This is a genomic window from Flavobacteriales bacterium, assembly GCA_016700415.1.
Taxonomy (GTDB): Bacteria; Bacteroidota; Bacteroidia; order Flavobacteriales_F; family PHOS-HE28; genus PHOS-HE28.
This window is the reverse complement of sequence record CP065018.1, coordinates 2,390,839-2,414,379: the sequence shown is the minus strand read 5'-3', so window position 1 is coordinate 2,414,379 and position 23,541 is coordinate 2,390,839. Positions and strand designations below refer to the sequence as shown.

Sequence of the window (23,541 nt, the reverse complement as noted above, 5' to 3'; positions counted from 1 at the left end):
CTGCTGTCCGTTGACATACACACCCACATCCTGCCGCAGGACATCCCGGACTTCGGCCGTCGCTTCGGCTATGGCGGCTTCATCCACTTGGACCATCACCGGCCCGGCTGCGCCCGGATGATGAAGGACGACCGGTTCTTCCGGGAGGTGGAGGCCAACGTGTGGGACCCGGAGGTACGCATGCGCGAATGCGACACGCACCAGGTGCACGTGCAAGTGCTCAGCACCGTGCCGGTGATGTTCAGTTACTGGGCCAAGCCCAAGGACACGCTGAACCTGGCCATGTTCCTCAACGACCACATCGCGGGTATCGTGGAAAAGCATCCGAAGCGTTTCATCGGCCTAGGCACCTTGCCCATGCAGGACCCCGAGCTTGCTGTGAAGGAGCTGGAGCGCTGCAAGGCGATCGGCCTCAAAGGGATCCAGGTCGGCACGCACGTGGAGAACGTGAACCTCGGCGAACCACGTTTGTTCCCCATTTTCCAAGCCTGCGAGGAATTGGGCATGGCGGTGTTCGTGCATCCGTGGGACATGCTGGGCAAGGAGCGTACGGACAAGTATTGGATGCCTTGGTTGGTGGCCATGCCGATGGAGACTACACTGGCGATCACCAGCATGATCTTCAGCGGATTGTTTGAAAAACTGCCGAAGTTGCGTGTGGCCTTCGCGCATGGTGGCGGCTCCTTCCCCGGTACCTTCCCCCGCATTCAGCACGGGTTTGATGTAAGGCCCGACCTCTGCGCCGTGGACAATCCGGTGCCGCCGCGCGAATACATAGGCAAGTTCTGGCTCGATTCATTGGTGCATGACCCCGCGTTGCTGCAACACATCGTGGACCTCTGCGGCGCCGACAAGGTGGCCTTGGGCACGGACTACCCCTTCCCGTTGGGCGAACTACAGCCGGGCCAGCTGGTCCGCTCCATGCCTTGGGACGATAAGCAGAAGGAACTGGTACTCAGCGGTGCGGCCCTGCAATGGCTGGGCTTGGAACGCGGTGCGTTCACCTGACCAGGTTCACGTGCCCGTAGACCGTGCGACTGCTGCCGTTCGTTTCGGTGTAGTCCACGCGCCACACATAGGTGTCGATCGGCGATCCCTTTCCGTTGAAAGTCCCGTCCCACGCACCGTCCAGTTCGTCCGTGCTGAAGATCTGTTCACCCCAACGGTTGAAGACCAACAGGCGTAGCTCGGACACTTCGCTCGTCAAGGCATAGAACTGATCGTTCACCCCGTCCCCATTGGGCGTGAAGGTGTTCGGAACGAACAGGGTGCCCCGGAAGAAAACCGTCACTTGGTCGGTGGCCTTGCAGCCGTTCATGTCGGTAAGCTCCACGGTATAGGTGGTGGTGGTAAGGGGCGTAGCGACGGGATAGGCGCAGGTGTCGCAACTGAGCGATGAGTCCGGGGACCAGAGGAAGGTGCCGATGCCGAATGCATGGAGCACGGTGCTGTTCCCAAAGTCGACGCTGGTCTCGTAGCCTGCGGTGACCGTGGCTGCCGGGTACAGGCCCACCTGGACCTGTGCGCTGGCCGTGCAGCCCAAGGCATTGGTGATCGTCACGGAATAGGTACCGGCCACGGCGGGATCGAGCACGAGCGAGTCGGTATCCACGCCGGTGGGCGACCAAGCGTATACCGTTCCGCCGGAAGCATGCAAGGTGACAGGCGCGCCAGCGCAAACAAGGGTGTCCGGCCAAGCCAATGCCTCGACGGTGGCAATGCCGACGAACGCACTATCCGTAAGGCTTCCACAGGCGTTGGTCATGGCAACCACGTAGGTCGTAGATGCCAAGGGTGCAACATCGGGATCTTGAATCGTCAGGTCGGTGATGCCCGGTGCTGCATGCCAAGCATACCAAACCGCATCGCCGGCATGCAATTGAACCGATGTGCCCGGACAGATCACCGTGTCCGTCAATGCGGGCAGCGGCGGGTCCGTGAAGACCGTCACCAGCACACTGTCCTCCACCGAGCATCCCTCCGGCGTGGTGATGACCACCGCATATTGCGTATCGGTCACGGGCGAAACGACAGGGTTGCTGATGCCGGGATCGGACAAGGTCGCTGCGGGCGACCAGAGATAGGACCCGCCACCGCTGGCATCCAAGGCAATGCCGGAACCAAGGCATACGGACGTGTCCATGCCCGCGGAACCGACAGGGTCCAGCCAGGTGATGAGCACCGTGGCGGTATCAATGCCGCAGTCGCTGCTGGCGATCACTTGATAGGAGGTGCTGTCGCTGGCTGGCGTGGCCACGGGGTCCGCGATATTGTCAGCGCTGAGCCCGGTGGAAGGCGACCAGGCCCAGGAGGTGCCGCCGGTAGCCTGCAATTGGATGCCTGTACCGGGACAGATGGGCGGAACGAGATCGACCGCGGCCTCCGTGGGATCGATACTGATGACCTGGATCTCTGAGGAGTCCGAAGTCGTGCAGCCATAGCTGTCGGACAACACCATGCTCACGTTGAAGGTGCCTTCAGTAGTATAGATATGTGCCGGCGCGAGTTCCGTGCTGGTGGTGCCATCACCGAAGTCCCATAAATAGGTGTCCCCACCGGTGCTGCTGTTGGTGAACTGGATGCTGCCGGGGATGCAGATGGTGTTGGGCCCGTCGATGCCGATGGTGACGTGCGCCACGGCCAGTTCGAACTTGAACACGCCGAGGTTGCAGTAGAAAGAGTTGTTGGTATTGCTCCAAGCTCCGGGTGTCGTGGGGAAATCGTCATTGCCTTGACAACCCGCACAAACGGCCTGATATACCGTTCCGTCCTTGTCAAAGCGCGAGGTTCCGCCGTCCACATGTTCCGGGCTGGTTCCGCCCCCGAAGTAGGTGGCGTAGTTCAACGCGACCGCATCGGGGTCCAGCAGCATCAGGTAGAAATCACTGCCATCGGTGGTGGTCTGGAAAGCGTCCGCAGTGAGCGGCAGGTTCGCCGTGGTGCTGGCGCCGGCGTCGGCCATGTTATGGTTCACGGTGCCACCCCAACCGCAGAAGTAGATCTGACCGCAGTTGCTTACCAAGAAGGCCGTAGGTGAGATGTCCTCGTTCCCCGCGCCGGAACCGATCACCGTGGACCAGATGGAAGTGGAGAGGTCGTTGCTCAATTTCTGGATGAACTGCGAACTGCCGGGGTTGGCATAGACGCCGGGCGACACGGGATAGCTGCCATGGGTCTGCCCCACTACGTAGACGTCGTCGAAATTGTCAACCTGGACGAAATAGGTCTGGTCAAAGGCGGACGTGCCGAGGAAGGATGCGGAAAGCAGGTTGCCGAGGTCGGTGCTCCAACGCGCCACATAGCCGTCTACGCTCCCGTTGTTGGTGGCCTGGAAGGGCGTGCCGGGCATGGTGAGGTCGGTGCTTGTGGTGCCGCCCGTGGTGAAGACCTGGCCGTTGGAATCGAACTGCACGCCATAGCCGCTGTCGTTGCCGCTACCGCCGTAGAAGGTGGCCTGCAATGTGGTGAGTGCGGGATCCATGCGGAAGAAGTAGGCGTCCTGGATGCCGCCGCCGAAGACGGCCTGCGGCGCATTGGCGCTCACGGGAATGTCCGCGCTCTGGGTGGAGGTGCTCACCACGGGCCACTCGGAGGCATCCAAGGCCACTTCCCCGCGAAAATGGTCCCCGTAGTTGTGCGACAAGGGGAGCACGTTGTTCACTCCGTCGTTGCTGCTTCCGCCCACGTAGGTGCATGCGGTCAAGGAGGTGGCGTCCGCGCTGAAGTGCGCCAGCACGATGTCCGTGCCGTCGGCTTGTCCGTAGCCATAGCCGAAGGACTGGCCCACCCACGTTGGTGCCGTGACGCTGATGTTGTCCCCCCCATGGAAGGTCTGGTCATAGGCTCCGCCAGTTGCGGGAAAATCCGCCGATCCGGTGCTGCCCATCATGTACAGCTCGTTGTTGGAGTTCACCACTAAGCTGTGCGGGCACTCATTACCGCTGCCCCCGATATAGGTGCTCCAGATCTGTGAGGTACCGTCAGGGGAGAATTTGGTGATCCCGATATCGATCGTGCCTCCATTGAAGCTGGGGTCCAGTACACCCACCGTGGTGGGGTAACCTGCGCTGAATACGATACCCCCGCCGTAGAGGTGACCACCAGCGTCATAGGTGGCGGTGAAGCCGAAATTGTTCGCTGTGCTGCCGCTGTATGTGCCGAAGGTCAGCACTGGGTCGATCACCAACGGAAGTAGAATGTCGTAACCGTCCGGGAGGTCGAAGGTGACGTGGGAGCCGTTCAGCCGGTAGGAGCAGCGCACGCCTTTTCGGCCCGAAGCTGTTTCCTGGTAAGCCACGGGCGCCTCTTCGATCACGGTGCCTGCGGATGTCTTCACGAACAAGCGCCCGTCCTTTATGGACAATCCGTCCTGCCCGTCGAAACGCAAGCGCACCTGTACCGGATCGCTTCCGGGCGCCACGATGAAGTCATACTTCAGCCCCATGCTTCCGTCCATCCGCAGGTCGATGCCCGGATACAACTCCTTCAACTTCACTTCTCCATAGACCGAGCAGCCGGTGCCCCAATGCGCTGGATCGTTTCCCAAGAAAAAGTTCTCGTAGAAGCCCTGCGCCGAAGCACCTGACGGGATCGCTTCCGAGGTCCCTTCGAAGGAAACGCGGAAGGCATGCGCATGCTCAGGCTCCGGCGGACCGTCATGTTCATGTCCATGGTGCTCCATCGGGCCTCCGGAATGAAGCGTATAGGTGAGCGCGTTCCGCTCCACGAACAAGGCCCCGCCCGGCACCAACGTGCGATAGGCCACCTGTTCCGGCCATTGGCCCTTGTTCTGCGTGAACCGTGCCGCAGGCGGCTGCGTGGCCATCAGCGAAATGGCGAACAGGCAGAAGGCTATGCAAAGCGGATGGCGCACGGTGATCGGGGACCTTCGGTTTCGGACCCCCAAGCTAAGACCTATTGCGCGGCCTACAAGTTGCTTCAAGTTGCCCGGACCGATCGGCCCGAAATGAAAAGACGCACATTGAACCAATGTCCCCTCAAGGTGTACGGCCCGGCATGAATGGCGAACTTTGGCCCGATGCCCGGCCGATCCAGCGGTTGGGGCAGTACTTGATGCGACACGCCCGCAAGATCCTTTTCGGCACGGCCGCCGCGCTTGTTGTAATGCTGGGCTGCGCCTCCACACAGAAAGCGGTCAACAGGCCCCATGGGAAGAGCGACCCGCGCTGGGCCGCCGTGGACTCGCTCAGCAATATCGGCCAGTTCGCATCGGCCCTGAAAGCCACGGAGGTGATCTTGGCCGAAGCACGCGCCGCACACGACTGGCGCACGGAGTTCCGCGCCTGGATGTACTCCGCGAGGTTCATGCGCTTTACCGGTGGTGATGCCGTGCAGGTGCTCGCCAAGCTGGATTCCGCAAGGAACAACGCGGAAACTCCCCTGAAGCAACTGTTGCTCAGCGTGGCCGCCGATCAATGGTGGGGCTACTATCAGCAGAACCGCTGGAAGGTGCTCGACCGCACCAACATGGATGAGGCCACCGACGACCCGGAGACCTGGGACCAAGTCGCCTTTATGCAAAAGGTGATCGACCAGTACATCGCATCGTTGGAACCGGCGGAAGACTTGGCGAAGATCCCCGTGGGTGAATTGGGCGCCTTGTTGGAGCCCGCCCATGCTGATACCGCGTTGCGGCCAACGCTCTTTGATGTGCTCGCCCGCCGGGCACTGGAGGTTTTCCAGAACAGCGAAACGCGCTTGGCGGAACCGGCATGGCGCTTTAAGCTCGATGGTCCGAACGCCTTCGCATCAGCACCCGAATTCGCCTCGGCGAGCTTCGCAACCCGCGATAGCACCGCTTGGGAATGGCAGGCGCTGCGGCTCTACCAGCGGCTCACCGCATTGCATCTCAAGGACGGCCGCCAAGCCGCGCTCACGGATGTCACCCTCGACCGGCTCGCCTTCGCCCGCGCCAACAGCACGCTTCCGGACAAGGACAGCCTCTACCTCAAGGCGCTGCAGGCACAGAGCACCACGCTCTTGGCCGGTGAGGAGAAAAGCGCGGTGATGCTCGCCATTGCGCAATGGCATGCGGACCAAACCGCCAACTACCAAAGGCTCGCGCCGGACAGCGCGTTCAAGTGGGAAAGGAAGACCGCCGTTGACATCTGCCGCGAGATCGCCTCGCACCAACAGGAACCTTTCGCCTCCAAACGCGCCAAGGCCTTGATCGCCCAGTGGACGCAGCCATCCTTGCAGGTGAACGCGGAGGAGGCCGCAACGCCGAACATGCCATTCCGGGTCTCCGTCAGCTACACCAACACCTCACACCTGTGGCTGCGCATCGTGAAGGATGATGCAAAGCGGGATGAGCGACGCGGATACCGGGACCAGGAAGACCTGAAGCGGATCTTGGGACTGCCCGTGCTGCGCGAATGGAACATGGAGCTGCCGGACGACGGTGACCTCAATGGGCATCTAGTGGATGTCCCGGTGGAGCCGCTCTCGATCGGCAGCTACAGCATCATCGCCTCGGACAGGTCACTACCGAATGACAACGGCATCATCGTGATCACAGAGGTGCAGGTGACCCGCTTGTCCCTGGCACAGCGCTCCACTGCAAAAGGCAAACCAGCCGTGCTGGTGATGGACCGCGAGAGCGGTACGCCCGTGGAGGGTGCCAAAGCGGAGCTCTTCTCACAGTTCTATCAGAACGGTGGCTTGCGTGACATCAGTATCGGTTCAGCCATCACGGGTGCTGAAGGCATGGCCGAGGTCGCCGCGCCGAATGACCGGCCCGGACAGCAGCGCTGGGTGGTCACCTTAGGGAAAGATCGCCTTGCGACCCCCGGCAGCTACTACTACCGTTACTACGACAGAGGAAATGTGCGCGACACGCTCCGCACCTTCCTCTTCACCGACCGCGCCATCTATCGCCCCGGCCAACCGGTGATGTTCAAGGGCATCGTTTCCGTGAAACGGGGCAAGACCACCGTGGTGAAGCCAGGATACAGGACCACGGTCCGCTTCTTTGATGTGAACGGCCAGTTGATCGATTCCGCAGCGGTGACCACGGATGCGTTCGGGGCATGCCATGGCCGGTTCACAGCGCCGCAGGGAACGCTCACCGGCAGCATGCGCATCCAAGAAGAGTTCGGCAGCCGGTACATCCAAGTGGAGGAGTACAAGCGCCCCATGTTCGAGGTGCTTTTTCCGAAGAGCGATACCGCCAAGGCCGTCAATGTCGCGAAATTGAACGGGACCGCCACCGTGCATGGCCTTGCGAAGAGCTACGCCGGCGTACCCCTGGACGGTGCGCAAGTCCATTGGACGGTAAGGCGTGAAGCGCGCATGCCATGGTGGTGCGGCAGGTATTGGCGCTCGTTCATCCCCTGGGAAAGGTCTACGGAGATCGCCAGCGGTACGGCGGAAGCGGACGCCAACGGCAACTTCAGCATCAGCTTTCTTGCCGAGGCCGATGCAGCCATTTCACGCAAGGCCGATCCCACGTTCACGTTCAGCGTGGAGGCCAACATCACCGACGTGAACGGCGAAACGCAAAGCAGCAGTACCAGCATTTCGGTTGGCTACCGCAGCATCGACATCGCATTGAACGTCGGCGATGGTTTCGACCGTTCCACCATGGACAGCCTGGTGGTGAGCGTGCAGGACCTCAACGGCAACATGCTCGACGTGCCGATGGATGTGCGCATCACGCGGCTGCGGACGCCGCTTACGCCGTTGCGCGACCGGTTGTGGGAACAGCCGGACCGCCACATGCTCACCGCCGAACAATTCAAGGAACGCTTCCCGCAGGACGAGCATGCCGATGAGAACGATCCGCTCACTTGGCCGAAGGAAGCCGTGGTGATGGAGCGGAAGGAATGGCTGGCCAATGGGAAACCGATGGTGTTGTCCGGAATTGCGGATTGGGACGTGGGCAGCTACCTGATCGAAGTGAGCGCCGTGGACGCTCAAGGCGATGCAGTGCGTGTTCAGAAAGCAGTGACAGTCTATGATCCGGCGGTGCAGCACACGGGTTTTGTCAACGAAGCGTTCCATGTGGAAGCGGTGAAAGCGAAAGCCGAGCCGGACGAAAAGGCGGTGCTGTTGGTGAGCTCTGCACTTTCGGAAGCACACATCCTGATGGAGGTGGAACGCGAGGGCGTGATCGCCGTGCGGCGCTGGCTTACGATAAAGGACGGGCAACAACGCGTGGAGCTACCGGTGCTGGAAGCGGACCGTGGCGGCTTCGCCGTTCACTTCATCTCCGTGGAGCGCGGCCGTTCGCACAACCAGGATGTATACATCAACGTGCCGTGGAGCAACAAGGAGCTGCATGTGGAATGGATGACCTTCCGCGACAAGCTTCTGCCCGGTGCGAAAGAGGAATGGCGCTTGAAGATCACCGGCCCGAAAGGGGAGAAAGTGGCCGCCCAACTGCTCGCGGGCATGTACGATGCCTCGCTCGACCACTTCGTTCCGCATGCATGGGACCTGTCCGTATGGCCGACGAACAGCGCACGCATGGGATGGGAGCAGCCCATGCCGTTCGGCGTGAGCAACGGGGACCAACTGTGGCGCAACCTCCAACTACCTGCGGATACGATCCACATCTATCCGGAGTTGAACACGTACGGGGCCAACCTATGGCAAGGGAGCTACGGATACAGGAATCGCACCGCGTCACGTAGCGCCGGTGTGATTTCGCTCATGGACAAAAACGAGGAGACAGTAACAGGTGCCATGGCCAAGTCAACAGAGGCCCAAACGGTACAACTTGAGGAGCCGCTCATCGCCAAGGATGAAGGGACATCATCGCCGCCGCCACCGGTAGCGGATGCGCCACCGCCCGCCACCCGCACGGATTTCCGCGAGACAGCCTTCTTCCTGCCGGATCTGCTCACCGACAAGGACGGCAGCGTGATCCTGCGATTCACCATGCCGGACGCGCTTACCCGGTGGAAGCTGATGGGGCTCACCCACACCACTGACCTCAAGACCGCGCAATTCACCAAGGAAGTGATCACGCAAAAGCCCTTGATGGTGACGCCGAATTTGCCGCGCTTCCTGCGCGAGGGTGATGCGATCACGTTGACCTCAAAAGTGGCGGTGATCGAAGGCGCGGCGGTGACCGGCATTGCCACACTGGACCTCTTCGACCCCTTCACCAATGCGGCGTTGAACGATCGCTTCGGGCTGAAGAACAACACCGTTCCATTCACCGCCGGACCGGGTGCGAGCGCTGCCGTGGCGTGGGATGTCCAGGTGCCGGAAGGCGTGAGCGCGGTCAGCGTGCGGATCAGTGCCAAGGCCGGTTCCTTCACCGATGGCGAGGAGAAACCACTGCCCATCCTCACCGATCGCGTGCTCGTTACCGAAAGCCTGCCGCTGCCGATCAGCAAGGCCGGCACGAAGACCTTCACCCTGGAGAAGCTGAAGAACAGCACCAGTTCCACGCTGCGCAACCAAAGCCTGAAACTGGAGTTCACGCCCAACCCCGCGTGGTACGCCGTGCAAGCGCTGCCCTACCTGATGGAGTACCCGCACGCATGCAGCGAGCAGGTCTTCAGCCGCTTCTATGCCAACAGCCTTGCATCGCACATCGTGGACGAACGTCCGGCGATCAAACAGGTCTTTGTGCAATGGGCGGCGAAGGGTGAAGGCAATGAGGAGGCATTCCTCAGCAAATTGGAGAAGAACAGCGAACTGAAGAACGTGGTGCTGGCGGAAACGCCGTGGGTGCTCAATGCCCGTAGTGAAAGGGAAAGTAAGCAGCGCATCGCCTTGCTCTTCGACATGCAGCGGATGGCCAACGAGAAAGCCGTGGCCCTGAAAAAGTTGCGTGATGCACAGTTGAGCAACGGAGCGTGGCCGTGGTTCACCGGCATGCAACCGTCGCGCTGGGTAACGCAGGGCATCGTGTCGGGCTTCGGGCATTTGGAGAAGCTGGGCGCGGCGGACCTCCGTCCCGACGGACAGACGCAGGTGATGTTGAAGAATGCGGTACAGTGGCTGGACAGAGACGTGGATTCTGACTACAAGCGGTTGTTAATGCGGAGCACAAAGGCGGAGCGCATGGAGTACACGCCCGACCATTCCGTGGTGCAGTACCTCTATGCACGCAGCTTTTTTTCACGCTGGCCGATCACCGGCACCACCAATACAGCCGTGGAGTTCTACAAGGGCCGACTGGCCGTGACCTGGCTCAGCTTCGGCTTGCAGGAACAGGCCATGATCGCGCTCGCCATGGACCGCCTCGGCGATCATGCCACGGCACAGCTCATCATGAAGTCGCTGGGTGAACGGGCCACGCGCAGCGAGGAATTGGGCATGTACTGGAAGAACTTCAACGCGGGCTGGTACTGGTGGGATTTCCCCACGGAGACCCACGCGCTGATGATCGAGGCTTTCCACGAAGTGGCCAAGGACGAGGCCCGCGTGAACGAACTGCGCCTATACCTGCTGAAGCTGAAGCAGACCACCGACTGGAAGACCACCAAGGCCACGGCGGAAGCCTGCTATGCGCTGCTGCTCACGGGAGACAACTGGCTGGAGCCTGTGGACGCCCCGGTGATCACCGTGGGCGGGCAGAAGATCATTGCCGAAAAGCAGGAGGCCGGAACAGGCTACTTCCAGAAGATGTGGGCCGCGGATGCCATCAAACCCGACATGGGCGATGTGACGATCACCACCACCGCCGATCGTGCCGCATGGGGAGCGCTCTACTGGCAATACTTCGAGCAGATGGAGAAGGTCACTTCCGCCGAAAGCCCGTTCAGCGTCAAGAAACAGGTGATGCTCAACGAGCCGACCGATGCGGGTCCGAAGCTCATCGCACTGGACAAGGCCCGTACGCTGAAACCCGGTGATAAGCTTACCGTCCGCATCGAGCTGCGCACCGACCGCGCCATGGATTACGTGCATTTGAAGGACCTGCGCGCGGCCGGACTGGAACCCACGGAAACGCTCAGCGGCTACCGCTACCAAGGCGGCTTGGGCTACTACCAAAGCACCCGCGATGCGGCCACGGACTTCTTCTTCGACCACCTCCGGCCCGGCACCTACGTCTTCGAGTACGACCTGCGCGTCTCCCATGCGGGCGACTTCAGCAACGGCATCACTACGGCGATGTGCATGTACGCGCCGGAGTTTTCCTCGCACAGCGAAGGGGTGAGGATCGAAGTGGGGAAGTGATCGAGACGATCGGGACGAGGAACGGCAGGGTTTCCTGAAAGCGCTTCCACTACTTTCGGGATACAAAACCCACGGCCATGAAGCTCATTCCAATTACCCTGCTACTGCTCGGCCTTCACTTGGCTTCCTTCGCCCAGCCCTATTTCTGTGAAGCTCCCGACTCGATCTTGGCGCGGTACCGTGACGATGCCGACCGTATGACCATCGACCAGACCTTCCGGTACAGTAGCACATGGATGGACTCGGTGAACATCAACCCGGAATGGGCGCAAACGAACTTGGGCGCTTTGATCGCCGTGTACAACTCCACTTCGCCGGAACGCGATACCGTGGTGGACCTATTGGATATGCACATCTATCCGATCATACCGCTGAGAACAATATCCGTTATAGTGGATTCCACCTTGGCCTGGGTCCATCAGCTCGAAGCCGGCAACCTCCCCACTGGAAACACTGCTCTGAACGGGCTTATGCAGCAGTATGATGTGGTAGAATACCATTTTTCCTCCTGGGCACCAGGTGCGAATAGGGTGATCTCCTTCAGCACCGGTACCAATTGCAATACCCTTGCCTTGGCTGATCGGTTCGGGCAGTTGCCTGACGTGGCTTTTGCGAATGCGAGTGGCAGCGCCGGTGATGGAGACCAGATCACCGACTCCGTGTATTCCGATCATATTGAGATCACTTTCGGATACGGTTGGGGGGATTGCCCCGCTGGTTGCGGTGGGAGATATTATTGGAAATTCTCGGTGCAGCCTGACTGTGCTGTGGAGTTCATTGGCAGCTATGGGATGTCCCCTTTCTTAGGGTTAGGCGTGGATGAGATCCCGTCTGTACAATGGCAAGCCTGGCCCAATCCCGCGAGCGACCGGCTTCATGTTGATGGACCCGTTCCGAAGGGGACGCTTATGGTACACAGCCTTGATGGTCGGTCCATAATGACCGCATCGCAGTATGGGCACGGCATCGATGTGAGCGGCTTGCATTCAGGAGTCTATATCCTGCGTCAAATTGACCGCCCCGAGGTGGCTCCATTGCGGTTCGAGGTGGTGCATTGACCGGTGCCCAGCGAAGGCGGATGGCCGGGCGAACTCGAAGGCCCGGACCCGCGTATACCTTCGCCGCATGAAAGCACTTTTCCCTTCCGCCGTCCTTGGCACGGCATTGTTGATGAACGCTTGCGGCGACGGTAAATCCGATGCCGCCAAGCAGATGGCCGCTGCGGCCGACAGCGCCCGCGCGGCGGCTACGGTCGACCTGGCCGAATATCACATGCCCTTGGTGCTGGAGATGCCGACCGGGGCACCGGTGCCCACCTTGGTCTGGAAGGATGAGATCGGTAAGCTGGCGGTGCGGGCAGGTGATCATTTTGCCATCGAGATCTCGGAAGCGCCCGCCGACATGGAACGTTTGAAGGCCGACCTGGACCGCGATCTGTTGAAAAAGAACACCATTGTGGAAGAAAAGCCCGAACTGATCATCTACAGGTCTGAATTTCCCGATGATACCGCGTTGGTATTCTATCATTTCGACCGATCGGTCACTGCGGACGGTCGCATTTTTCACATTGAGGATGCGGATGACGGCACCCCTTTCACCTTGGAAGACGTGAATAAGATGGCTACGGCCGTGCATGTAAAATCCCCAGCGTGACGCTTATCTGCTGATAGCATGGCCCGAAATTGGCGGGCAGTCCCGACATCTGCCGTATATTTCGGCCTTCTATACACCACCCGCAATGCTGAAGCTTCGACATCTCTTTCTCCTTGGTGCCTTGCTCGTCGGTCTGTTCGCGCAGGCAGGCACCATCGTGCTGGACGGCAATTACCAGGGCAAGAACATCTTCGTCCAAAATCCGTTTTCCGAAGCTGGCGTGGGCTTTTGTGTCTATCAGGTGACGGTGAACGACAAGGTGGCCACCGATGAGATCAATTCCAGTGCTTTCGAGATCGATCTGGCCAACTTCGGGTTCAAGGTGGGCGACAAGGTGATGATCAAGATCATGCACAAGGACGGTTGCACCCCCAAGGTGTTGAACCCGGAGGTGCTCAAGCCGAAAAGCACCTTTGATATCGTGAAGCAGGGTGTTTCCACGGAAGGCACCTATTCGTGGACCACCTCCAATGAGACAGGTGAGCTGCCCTTTGTGGTGCAAGAGAAGCGCTGGAACAAGTGGATCCGGGTAGGGGAAGTGATGGGTAACGGGACCCCCGGTGAACATTCGTATTCCTTCAAGGTGGTGCCCCACAGCGGAGAGAACATCTACCGGGTGAAGCAGACCGACATGTCCAAGCGTTCGCGCTTCAGTGAGAACGCGGCCTACACCGACCCTTCGGTTCCTGTGGTGACCTGGGCCTACGACAAGAAGGCGGAGCAGATCCATCTCAGCGCGGGCAGCCTTTATGAGATCTACGACCAGTTCGGCAACATCGTGAAGCGCGGCTATTCCACGGATGTTGATGTGAGCGACCTGAAGCGCGGGCTCTACTACCTGAACTACGACAACAAGATGGGGGACACCTTCGTCAAGCGATAAAGGTGACTTTGATCGGAATGCAGGACCTCGCTTCGGCGGGGTCTTTTGCTGAACGGCAGAACTGTCCGGCCTAACTTTCCACCATGATCCGTATTGAGCACATCGGTATCGCCGTGAAAGACCTGGCCAAGGCCGAGGAGATCTATGCCGCCTTGCTGGGAAGCCCCAGCTATAAACGCGAGGAGGTTGCCAGCGAAGGCGTCATCACCTCGTTCTTCCAAGTAGGGCCGAACAAGATCGAGTTGCTGGAAAGCACCCGGGCGGAAGGCCCGATCGCCAAAGCCATTGAAAAGCGCGGTGAAGGCATCCACCATATCGCTTTCGAAGTGGCCGATATCCGCGCCGAGATGCTGCGACTGAAAGCTGAAGGGTTCGTTCTGCTTAACGACGAACCCAAGCGCGGGGCGGACAATAAGTTGGTGTGCTTCGTGCATCCGAAGAGCGCCAACGGGGTGTTGGTGGAGCTTTGTCAGGAGGTTAAGTGAACTAGGAATGGCCACCCGTAAAGAGTCCGTTGAGTTCCTGTTGGAATGCTTGGGCATGCCGGATCGCTTCGCGACCAAGAGCATGTTCGGTGAATATGCCCTGTATGCCGACGGGAAGACGGTCGCGCTGGTCGCCGACGATCGCCTCTTCGTGAAGATCGTTCCGGCGAGTGAGGACCTGCGTTCCATCTGTGAACAGGGCCCGCCTTATCCGGGGGCAAAGGCGCACTATACGCTGGACGAGGACCAATGGTCGTCCATTCGTGAGCTGCCGAGGATCCTGATCGCCGTGGCCGCAGCACTTCCGGAGCCGAAGCCTAGGAAGGGCAGTGGCAAGCGTTCAGTGAAATAGCCCGAGCCGCTCCACCAACTGGATCACGTCCTCCTTGGCCAGGTCCAAATGCTCGGCATGCAGCCCGGCCTTCCGCGCCCCTTCCACGTGCTGGATGCTGTCGTCGATGAACAAGGTGTGTTTCGGGTCCGCATAGTTCTGGTCCAGTACGAACTTGAAGATCTCCGCGTCCGGCTTGCGCATACCCAGTTCGCAACTGTAGTAGGCGCCGACAAAGAGCCCCTTGAAATCGGTTATCCCGTTCTCCCTGGCCACGATGGCCTCGAAGGCCGGCACATGGATGGCGTTGGTGTTGCTGAGCAGTAGCACTTCGTACCGTTCCTTCAGTCGCTTTACAAGATCAATGCGTGCCGGCGGAATGCTGCCGATCATGGCGTTCCAGCAGTGGTCGATCTGTGCGTCCGTGAGCGGCGAGCCGTGAAGTTGCCGGATCCGATCACGGAACTGCGCCGGGGAAAGCGCGCCCGTCTCGAAGCCGTCGAAGAGGTGGTCCTGTTTGGCCTTGCTGTAGAGGCTGTCGAAATCCGCGAAGCCCAGCTTCTCGAACTCGAGGGCGGCGGCATGGTAGTCCACATCGATGAGCACACCGCCCAGGTCGAGCAGGATGGTGTCGTACGGCAACGGTCGTTCCATGGGGCGCGAAGCTATCCGCTGCACGGGATCCGCATCAACGGCTACTTTCGCGGCCTGTTACCGGGCCTATAGCTCAGCGGTCAGAGCAGCGGACTCATAATCCGTTGGTCGCAGGTTCAAATCCTGCTGGGCCCACCATTTCATTCCACGCCTGTCAATACGGGCGCACGGCAGTCACGGTCATGTCCAGGTCGTCGACCAGAAAGCGGCTTTTCCCGTCCTGGTTCCAGAAGTAGAATTTGACGCGCTCGCCTTTCCTTAAAGGCTCCAGCGGCACCCGGTATTCAATATGCTCCCAGAGGCTGTCACCGGCCGGGGGCATCGGCTCCATGGCGAAGGACTGGTACTGGACGATCTCGCCTTTCGCGTTCTCGGCGCTGGCCACCACCGTTATGCCCCGGGTGTCGTCGGCATGGAACACGTAGCGTTCAAAGCCCAATGCGAAATACAATGCGCGCCCTGTCGGCAGGTCTTTGGCGGGCATCTCGAAGCTGGGACCGAACTCGTCGGTGGTGTCGCAGGTCACCACATGCCATGGGCTGGGCGCGGGATCGAAGAGGACCGGCTTGCCATGCCAGTAGCGCACCCAGCGTTCGGCGTCCCAGCGGACATGCACCAGTGTGTCCATACCGTTGGGGTTGTAGGGTGCGATCATGTAGCGTCCGCCGAGGCGTTCGTGGTGGTCGGCGTCAAAGTGCAGGAAGCTGAACGCGTACTTCTTCCGGTCCATGCATTCACGGTCCAGGAAGCCGTGGTTGTATTGGTAGCACTGCGCCAACTGGAGCGCAGAAGCAAATACCAGAAAGGTGATGGCCGCCATCCTCCGCCACCCTTGCCAACGGTCCAGCATGAAGGCCAGAGGAAGCGCGAACACGGTGTAATGCTCCACATACACGCGTGCGCCAAAGCCGCTACCGTAATACCAGATCCACCAGCTACTGATGACATAGGTGATCACCAGCCAGTACAGCGCCGCGCCGATGGCCCGAAAGCGATCATGCTTCCACAGCAGCGGCACGCTGAATGCTGCAAGGACCAATACGGGCGTCCAGATGAACAAGCCGCGCCGGATGCCGATGAGCACTTGAAGGATGGCGGGCCGGCCCCATTGAAAGCCTTCCCCTTTGTAGCCGTATGCCACGAAGCTTCCCACCTGGGCGTGCCAGAGGATGGGCTGGATGGCAACTATTGACGCACCGGCCAGCATCATCAGCGCGGTGGCAACGGGTTTCTGGCGGAAGCTGCGCAGAAGATCCGGCGTGGCTTTGCCCAGCACGACCGGGACCGCAAGCAGAACAAGCCCGTTCACCGGCCTCACCAGCACGATCATCCCAAGCACAACACCCCAAGCGATGATCCGTCCAACGGAAGCCTCCACGGCGATGCGCTGCGTGAGCAGCAGGAAAAACTCGAACAGCGCAAAGGAGTACACATGTGACCAGCCCGGTTGCACGGCAGTGAACTGGAGAAGCTGTGTGCCGAAGCCCAACATCAACAGCACGGTCGCCACGGTCCGGTCGCTGATGCCCAAGTGCAGCAGCAAAGCCCGGAACGCAAGCAACCCGAGCAGGGCATAGATCAGTGCGGCAAAGGCGATAGCACGTTCGTACGGCGGAGAGAATCCGTCAGCCACGCCGCCGGTCGCCTTCACGTAAGCATGGGCGCTGAGGAAGAACGGGGTCAGTAGCAAAGCTTCCCCGGCGAAATACTTGTTGAGCGTGCCGTTCGGTGTCACGTTCACATATTCATGCCGTACGCGCTCATGGCCGAGGTCGTGGGTGATGAACACCGCGTGCAAGTACCCGTAGTAGCCATGCACGTCGCTCACAATGATCCCGCCCGCGTTTTCCTTGGAAGAACGTACGGAGACGAACGTGAACAGCAGCATCACGGCCAGAACGGCAAACAAGGATGATCGATGACGGCCTGCGGACATGGCGCTAAAGTGCGAAGTCCCGAGCGACCGGCAACTGTCCTATTTTCGCGGCCCATGGAAAAGGTGATCGTTACGGGGGGGGCGGGCTTCATCGGTTCGCATACGTGCGTGGAGCTGGTGGAGGCCGGCTTCGAGCCCGTCATTGTCGATGATCTTCGTAACAGCGACGAGCGTGTGCTGCGGGGCCTGGAAGCCATTTTGGGCCGCTCCTTGCGGATCCATCGCATTGATTGTGCCGGCGCTGAGGCGCTGGAAAAAGTGTTCGCGGCGGAACGGCCGGCAAGCGTGATCCACTTCGCGGCGGACAAGGCCGTGGGCGAAAGCGTGCGGGATCCGTTGAAGTACTATGCGAACAACATCGGTTCGCTGGTCACTCTACTACGGGTGATGGAGAAGCACGAAGTGAAGAACATCGTTTTCTCATCCTCTTGCACAGTTTATGGCGACACCGATCAACTGCCGGTGACCGAGACCTCCCGCACGGGCGTGGCGGCATCACCGTACGGCTACAGCAAGGTGGTCTGCGAGCAATTGCTCCGGGACGCTTCCGCCGCCGACCCTGCCTTGCGCGTGGTGATGTTGCGTTATTTCAATCCCATCGGGGCGCATCCGTCCGGGATCATCGGGGAGCTGCCGATCGGCGTGCCGAACAACCTCGTCCCCTTCATCACGCAGGCCGCTGCGGGCCTTCGCGAAAAGCTCACGGTGTTCGGGGACGATTACCCCACACGGGACGGCTCCTGCATCCGCGACTACATCCATGTGGTGGACTTGGCCAAAGCGCATGTACGGGCCTTGCGGTGGATCGAGAAACAGGAAGCACCGGTCTACGACGTGTTCAACTTGGGAACGGGCACTGGCAACACCGTGCTGGAAGCGGTGAACACCTTCGAGCAGGAGAACGGAGTGAAGGTTCCCTATGTGATCGGTCCCCGCAGGCCGGGCGACGTGGTGGCCATGTACGCGGACACCACCAAGAGCCGGAAGGTCCTCGGATGGCAAACGGAACTCACCTTGGCGGATGCTTTGCGTGATGCGTGGCGCTGGCAGCAGACCTTGGCAGAAACGGCAGGTCAGTAGTTGATCCCGAACAGCAGGCAGAGAAAAGTGCTGGCCAGACCGACCAGCGCACCAGCGTAGATCTGTGCCGGAGAGTGGTCCGTCACCAGTAGCCGTGCCGTGCCAAGCGCGCCGGTCATCACCAGCAAAATAGGGGCGAAGCCGACCGGGGTGCCGTGCAGCACCATCAAACCCAGCACCATGCCGATGAGGCCCCCGATCCCCGTCATGTGAAGGCTGATCTTCCACCGGATTGTGATGACCAGGTCCACGACCAAGGCGATGATGATGCCGCAGAACAGCGCCAGCGTGGCGGGATGGTTCGGTGATCTTCGCAGCAGGTAGTACGTCATGCAGAAATAGATCAGCGTGAGCAAGTAGGGTACGATGCGCTCCTTGCGGTCGGGCATCGCCAGTTTCGAAACCGCCCCGCTGCGCCAGAGCATGAACATGCTGGAGATAGGGAAGAGCGCGGACATGACGAAGACCATGCCCACGATCACCCATTGGCCTTGCGGGGTGAACGCGAAGGTGAGGTGCGGGTCGATATGGAACGCGATGATCACGGCGAACGTGGGCATCCACACCGGATGGAGCAGGAGGGAAAGCGTGTGTGCCGCCTTGCGCATCAAAGCTCCTTCCGGAGGCGGGCCACCGGCATGTGCAATTGCTCCCGGTACTTTGCCACAGTGCGCCGGGCGATGTTGTAGCCCTTGCCGCGCAACAGTTTTGTCAGCTCGTCGTCCGTCAGCGGGTTCTGCTTGTTCTCCGCAATGATCGCTTCCTCCAGGATCTTCTTCACTTCGCGGGTGCTCACCTCTTCGCCACTGTCCGTCATCAGGCTTTCGCTGAAGAAGAACTTGAGCAGGTAGGTGCCGTGGTCGGTCTGCACGTATTTGCTGTTGGCCACGCGGCTCACGGTGCTGATGTCCATGCTCACCTTCTCGGCGATGTCCTTCAGGATCATGGGCTTCATCTTGGTCTCGTCGCCGGTGAGGAAAAAGTCGCGCTGATGCTCCATGATGGCCTCCATGGTGATGAGCAGCGTATTCTGGCGCTGCTTGATCGCATCGATGAACCACTTGGCGGAATCGAGCTTCTGCTTGATGAAGACCAGCGCGTCCTTGGCCTTGGGATCTTTCTTGTTGCGCTGGTATTCCTTGATCATGTCGCGGTACTGGCGGCTCACGCGCAGCTCCGGGGCATTGCGCCCGTTCAGTGAAAGCTCCAGCTGTCCGTCCACCGCGTTCACTGCGAAGTCGGGCACGATGGCTTGCGCGGACTTCGTGGTGTCGCGGCCGGTATTGCCGGGCTTCGGGTTCAAGCGCACGATCACCTCAATGGCGTCGCGCAAGGCATCCTCGTCGATCTCCAACCGCTCCATGATCCGCTCATAGTGCTTCTTGGTGAACGCGTCGAATTGCTTATCAATGATGGCTTTCGCCGTGAGCACGTCCACCGCGTTGTGCATCCGCGTCAATTGCAGCAGCAGGCATTCACGCAGGTCGCGTGCGGCCACGCCGACCGGATCAAGCGACTGGACCTCCTGAAGCACCTTGCCGAGTTCCGTCTCGTCCGTCATGATATTGGCGGTGAAGGCCAGGTCGTTCACGATCTGGTCCAGGCCGCGGCGGAGGTAACCGTCCTCGTCCAAGTTGCCGATGATGTGCTCGGCCAATTGCTCGGTGCGCTCGTCCACATCGCGCAGGGAGAGCTGCGTGCGCATGGCATCTTGGAACGTACTGCCGCCGGTGATCGGCGTTTCGTACTCCTCGTCGTCCGCGCTTTGGTTCTTCGCGCTCAGCTTATAGTCCGGCGTGTCGTCGTCCTGGAAGTAGTCGCTCAGGTCGAATTCTTCGTTGCTGGATTCGGTGGTCTCCTCGTTCTCCGCCGCGGCCTCGTGGGTCATCTCCTCCTCCTCGTCGTGGTCTTCGCCTTCCTCCAAAGCAGGATTCTCCTCCATCTCCTGCTTGATGCGTTGCTCCAGTTCCAGCGTGGGCACCTGGAGCAATTTCATCAGCTGGATCTGCTGCGGGCTGAGCTTCTGTTGGAGCTTTTGGGAGAGGTATTGCTTGAGCATGGCAACGTGGTGGAATGCTCTTCACCGGTTTTTTTGGTGAAGGTTCTTCCTGTGTGCGAAGGTACCGCCTGTAACGGCTTGATCAAGTGGATCCCTCAGGTATGCCGTAAGTCGATCAAGCTGCATCCTTCCAACGATCCGTCGCTGAACGGATCCGCCCTTTGGACCCCAATGGCTATTTTTCGCCATGCACGCCCGTTCCCTGAAAGTCACTGTTTTCCTTTTCGCCTGCCTTCTACTTTGTAGCTGTACGGTCGGCCGCTTCGTCATCTACAATTTCGCCGGCACCAATGACTGGCGCAAGTTCCCGTCCCGGCCGCTGCCAGCCTCACCGGAGCCGTACCGGTATGCGGTGGCGGAAACGGAAAAGCTCCCGCACGGCATAACCTATGAGGGGAAAGATCAAACGTTCGACGAATTCATTGAGGAGCGTGAGACGGTGGCCTTCTTGGTGATCCAGCGCGACACCATCGTGTACGAGCGCTACTACAAGGGCTACGATGAGGCCCACCTGCACGCGTCGTTCTCCATGGCCAAGTCCTTGCTGAGCATGTTGATCGGCTGTGCCATCGCGGACGGCTACATCACCGGAGTCGACCAACCTGTCACCGACTTCATCCCGGAGCTGCGGAAGAACGGGTTCGACAAGGTGACCGTGGAGAACCTTCTGCAGATGACCAGTGGCCTCGATTTCAACGAGAGCTACAAGAGCCCTTTCGGTGATGCCGCCACGTTCTACTATGGTAGGCGCCTGTACCGAGGCATGGCGAAGATGAAACTAGGCCATCCGCCAGGTGAGCATTTCGAGTACCAAAGCGGGAGCAGTCAATTACTCGGGTGGATCCTGGAGCGCGCCTTGCGGAAGGGCGGTGACATGCGTACGATCACCGCATATACCAACGACAAGATCTGGGCACCCTTGGGCATGGTCCATCCCGCATCCTGGAGCATCGACCGCAAGAAGGGCGGTATCGAGAAGACCTTCTGCTGTCTCAATGCGCCTGCACGTGATTTCGCCATGCTCGGTTCGCTCTACCTGCACAAGGGCAATTGGCGGGGTAAGCAGCTGGTACCGAAGGAATGGGTGGAGCAAAGCACCCGCCTGGATACCGCCAACGGAAGCGCCCCCTTCTATCAGTACCAATGGTGGCTGCCATCGGCCGAGGGTGATTTCGAGGCCAAGGGCTACCTCGGGCAGTTCATTTACGTTGATCCCGCGCGGGAACTTGTCATGGTGCGGCTGGGCACCAACTACGGGAAAATGGATTGGACCCTGGTGATGCGCGACCAGGCAAAAGGCTATCAGTGACAGGCTTTCCGGACCGTTTGCTGCGCCCCCGTTGCTTTGTACCTTTGTGACCGTCTTTATTTAGATGGATTCTAAATAGAATACAGGCATGATCAAAGTGAGTGACAACGCTAAGCAGGAATTCACCAAGCTTTTGGGCACGGAAGGCCGTGGTCCGCAGCACTTCGTTCGCGTCGGTGTGAAGGGTGGCGGCTGTAGCGGCCTTTCGTACGACCTGGTCTTCGACGATAAGATGATGGATGGAGACAAGGTCTTCGAGGACAACGGCGTGAAAGTGGTGGTGGACAAAAAGAGCCTGCTCTATCTCCTCGGCACCACACTCGATTTCAGCGGCGGGCTCAACGGCAAAGGCTTCCAGTTCGTCAACCCCAACGCGAGCCGGACCTGTGGCTGCGGAGAGAGTTTTTCGATTTGAACCACGCAAGGAATTTATACAACGAAGAACGCGAAGGACACGAAGGAAGTAAAAGGCAAGGAGATCGGCACTCCCCTTAGCGGTCTTCGTGGTAGTTTTTAACCCATGGCACAATCAGACGACATCCTCCACGAGGTAGCGAACAAGGAATACGAGTTCGGCTTCGTTACCGACATTGAAAGCGAACTGGCCCCGAAGGGCTTGAACGAGGACACTGTTCGTTTCATCAGCGCCAAGAAGAACGAACCCGCTTGGCTGCTGGAATGGCGCTTGGCCGCGTACAGGAACTGGCTGAAAATGACCGAGCCGACCTGGGCCCTCGTAAACTATCCGGCAGTGGATTTTCAGGATGCATACTACTACAGCGCACCTAAGAAGAAGCCCACGCTGAACAGCTTGGACGAGGCCGACCCGGAGCTGATCAAGACCTTTGAGAAGTTGGGCATATCGCTCCAGGAGCAGAAGCGCTTGGCCGGCGTGGCGGTGGACGTGGTGTTCGACAGCGTGAGCGTGAAGACCACCTTTCAAGCGGCGCTCAAGGAGAAGGGCGTCATCTTCAGCAGCTTCAGCGACGCGGTGCAGAACCACCCGGAACTGGTGCGCAAATATCTCGGAAGCGTGGTACCGCCGACGGACAATTTCTATGCAGCGCTCAACAGCGCGGTCTTCAGCGATGGTAGCTTCTGTTACATCCCTCCGGGCGTGCGCTGCCCGATGGAGCTGAGCACCTATTTCCGTATCAACTCCGCGAACACCGGCCAGTTCGAGCGCACCCTGCTCATCGCCGATGAAGGTGGATACGTGAGCTACCTCGAGGGCTGTACTGCCCCCATGCGCGACGAGAACCAGATGCATGCCGCCGTAGTGGAGCTGGTGGCGATGAAGGACGCTGAGATCAAGTACAGCACGGTGCAGAACTGGTATCCCGGCGATGAGAACGGCGTGGGCGGCGTGTACAACTTCGTCACCAAGCGCGGCATGTGCTTGGGTGACAACAGCAAGATCAGCTGGACGCAGGTCGAGACCGGCAGCGCCATCACCTGGAAGTACCCGAGCTGCGTGCTGAAGGGCGACAACAGCGTGGGCGAGTTCTACAGCGTGGCGCTCACCAAGTTCAAACAGCAGGCCGACACGGGCACCAAGATGATCCACATCGGCAAGGGCACCAAGAGCACGATCATCAGCAAGGGCATCAGCGCCGGCCAGAGCAACAACAGCTACCGCGGCTTAGTGAAGATCGGCAAGGGTGCAAAAGGCGCGCGCAACTACAGCCAATGCGATTCACTCCTGCTCGGCGACCGCTGTGGCGCACACACTTTCCCGTACATCGAAAGTGAGAACCCGAGCGCGATGGTGGAACACGAGGCGACAACCAGCAAGATCGGTGAGGACCAGCTCTTTTATCTCAACCAGCGCGGCATTCCGCCAGAGAAAGCGGTAAGCCTGATCGTGAACGGTTACTGCAAAGACGTGCTGAACCAGCTGCCGATGGAGTTTGCGGTGGAAGCGCAGAAGTTGTTGGCGGTATCGCTGGAAGGTTCTGTTGGATAGGCTTCGCCTGTTGATCGGCTATTTTGCT

General features: G+C 59.8%; 16 protein-coding genes and 1 tRNA gene. 12 read left to right on the top strand and 5 right to left on the bottom strand.

What is annotated here, in order from left to right; genetic code table 11:
* Positions 1–3: 3 nt before the first annotated feature.
* Positions 4–1,008, top strand: coding sequence for an amidohydrolase (locus IPP95_10095; GenBank protein QQS74246.1), 1,005 nt, complete (start codon positions 4–6; stop codon positions 1,006–1,008).
* On the opposite strand, the gene IPP95_10090 is transcribed toward IPP95_10095, so the two are convergent.
* Positions 1,001–4,873 (bottom strand): gliding motility-associated C-terminal domain-containing protein, encoded by a 3,873-nt coding sequence (locus IPP95_10090; GenBank protein QQS71537.1) that lies wholly within the window; start codon positions 4,871–4,873, stop codon positions 1,001–1,003. The genes IPP95_10095 and IPP95_10090 overlap by 8 nt on opposite strands.
* A gap of 200 nt (positions 4,874–5,073) precedes the next feature.
* On the opposite strand from IPP95_10090, the gene IPP95_10085 reads away from it, so the two are divergent.
* The 6 genes from IPP95_10085 to IPP95_10060 all read left to right on the top strand — a co-directional run bounded on the left by IPP95_10085 (position 5,074) and on the right by IPP95_10060 (position 14,530).
* Positions 5,074–11,157 carry a hypothetical protein gene (locus IPP95_10085; GenBank protein QQS71536.1) on the top strand — a complete coding sequence of 2,028 codons (6,084 nt, stop codon included), beginning with the start codon at positions 5,074–5,076 and terminating at the stop codon, positions 11,155–11,157.
* A 77-nt stretch (positions 11,158–11,234) separates the two neighbouring features.
* Positions 11,235–12,215 (top strand): T9SS type A sorting domain-containing protein, encoded by a 981-nt coding sequence (locus IPP95_10080; GenBank protein QQS71535.1) that lies wholly within the window; start codon positions 11,235–11,237, stop codon positions 12,213–12,215.
* Positions 12,216–12,282: 67 nt separating this feature from the next.
* On the top strand, positions 12,283–12,810 hold the full coding sequence (locus tag IPP95_10075; protein QQS71534.1) for a hypothetical protein: 528 nt from the start codon (positions 12,283–12,285) through the stop codon (positions 12,808–12,810).
* A gap of 85 nt (positions 12,811–12,895) precedes the next feature.
* Complete coding sequence (locus tag IPP95_10070) at positions 12,896–13,693, top strand: hypothetical protein (protein QQS71533.1); 798 nt, start codon at positions 12,896–12,898, stop codon at positions 13,691–13,693.
* Positions 13,694–13,776: 83 nt separating this feature from the next.
* Positions 13,777–14,178: a methylmalonyl-CoA epimerase gene (gene mce / locus IPP95_10065; GenBank protein ID QQS71532.1), complete on the top strand. Its 402-nt coding sequence runs from the start codon at positions 13,777–13,779 to the stop codon at positions 14,176–14,178.
* 7 nt (positions 14,179–14,185) lie between these two features.
* Positions 14,186–14,530 (top strand): TfoX/Sxy family protein, encoded by a 345-nt coding sequence (locus tag IPP95_10060; protein QQS71531.1) that lies wholly within the window; start codon positions 14,186–14,188, stop codon positions 14,528–14,530.
* On the opposite strand, the gene IPP95_10055 is transcribed toward IPP95_10060, so the two are convergent.
* Positions 14,519–15,163, bottom strand: a complete 645-nt coding sequence (locus IPP95_10055; protein QQS71530.1) for an HAD family phosphatase — start codon at positions 15,161–15,163, stop codon at positions 14,519–14,521. The genes IPP95_10060 and IPP95_10055 overlap by 12 nt on opposite strands.
* Positions 15,164–15,225: 62 nt before the next feature.
* Between IPP95_10055 and IPP95_10050 the strand changes: the two genes are divergently transcribed.
* A tRNA-Ile gene (locus IPP95_10050) sits at positions 15,226–15,301 on the top strand.
* Positions 15,302–15,317: 16 nt separating this feature from the next.
* Here the strand turns inward: IPP95_10050 and IPP95_10045 are convergent.
* On the bottom strand, positions 15,318–17,099 hold the full coding sequence (locus IPP95_10045; GenBank protein QQS71529.1) for a hypothetical protein: 1,782 nt from the start codon (positions 17,097–17,099) through the stop codon (positions 15,318–15,320).
* Between the two features lie 54 nt (positions 17,100–17,153).
* Here IPP95_10045 and galE point away from each other — a divergent pair, with 54 nt between their 5' ends.
* Positions 17,154–18,179 carry a UDP-glucose 4-epimerase GalE gene (galE, locus tag IPP95_10040; GenBank protein ID QQS71528.1) on the top strand — a complete coding sequence of 342 codons (1,026 nt, stop codon included), beginning with the start codon at positions 17,154–17,156 and terminating at the stop codon, positions 18,177–18,179.
* On the opposite strand, the gene IPP95_10035 is transcribed toward galE, so the two are convergent.
* Together IPP95_10035 and rpoN are read right to left on the bottom strand one after the other, a co-directional pair.
* Positions 18,173–18,787: a hypothetical protein gene (locus tag IPP95_10035; GenBank protein ID QQS71527.1), complete on the bottom strand. Its 615-nt coding sequence runs from the start codon at positions 18,785–18,787 to the stop codon at positions 18,173–18,175. The genes galE and IPP95_10035 overlap by 7 nt on opposite strands.
* The gene (rpoN, locus tag IPP95_10030) at positions 18,787–20,238 is read right to left on the bottom strand and encodes an RNA polymerase factor sigma-54 (protein QQS71526.1); all 1,452 of its coding nucleotides are present in this window, start codon (positions 20,236–20,238) and stop codon (positions 18,787–18,789) included. The genes IPP95_10035 and rpoN overlap by 1 nt, the downstream gene beginning before the upstream one ends.
* A gap of 187 nt (positions 20,239–20,425) precedes the next feature.
* Here rpoN and IPP95_10025 point away from each other — a divergent pair, with 187 nt between their 5' ends.
* The 3 genes from IPP95_10025 (at position 20,426) to sufB (ending at position 23,513) form a co-directional block, all read left to right on the top strand.
* Positions 20,426–21,547 (top strand): serine hydrolase, encoded by a 1,122-nt coding sequence (locus tag IPP95_10025; protein ID QQS71525.1) that lies wholly within the window; start codon positions 20,426–20,428, stop codon positions 21,545–21,547.
* A gap of 88 nt (positions 21,548–21,635) precedes the next feature.
* A complete protein-coding gene (locus IPP95_10020; GenBank protein QQS71524.1) occupies positions 21,636–21,962 on the top strand; it encodes an iron-sulfur cluster assembly accessory protein in 327 nt (108 codons plus the stop codon).
* A 105-nt stretch (positions 21,963–22,067) separates the two neighbouring features.
* Positions 22,068–23,513, top strand: a complete 1,446-nt coding sequence (gene sufB / locus IPP95_10015) for a Fe-S cluster assembly protein SufB (GenBank protein QQS71523.1) — start codon at positions 22,068–22,070, stop codon at positions 23,511–23,513.
* Positions 23,514–23,541 lie beyond the last annotated feature (28 nt).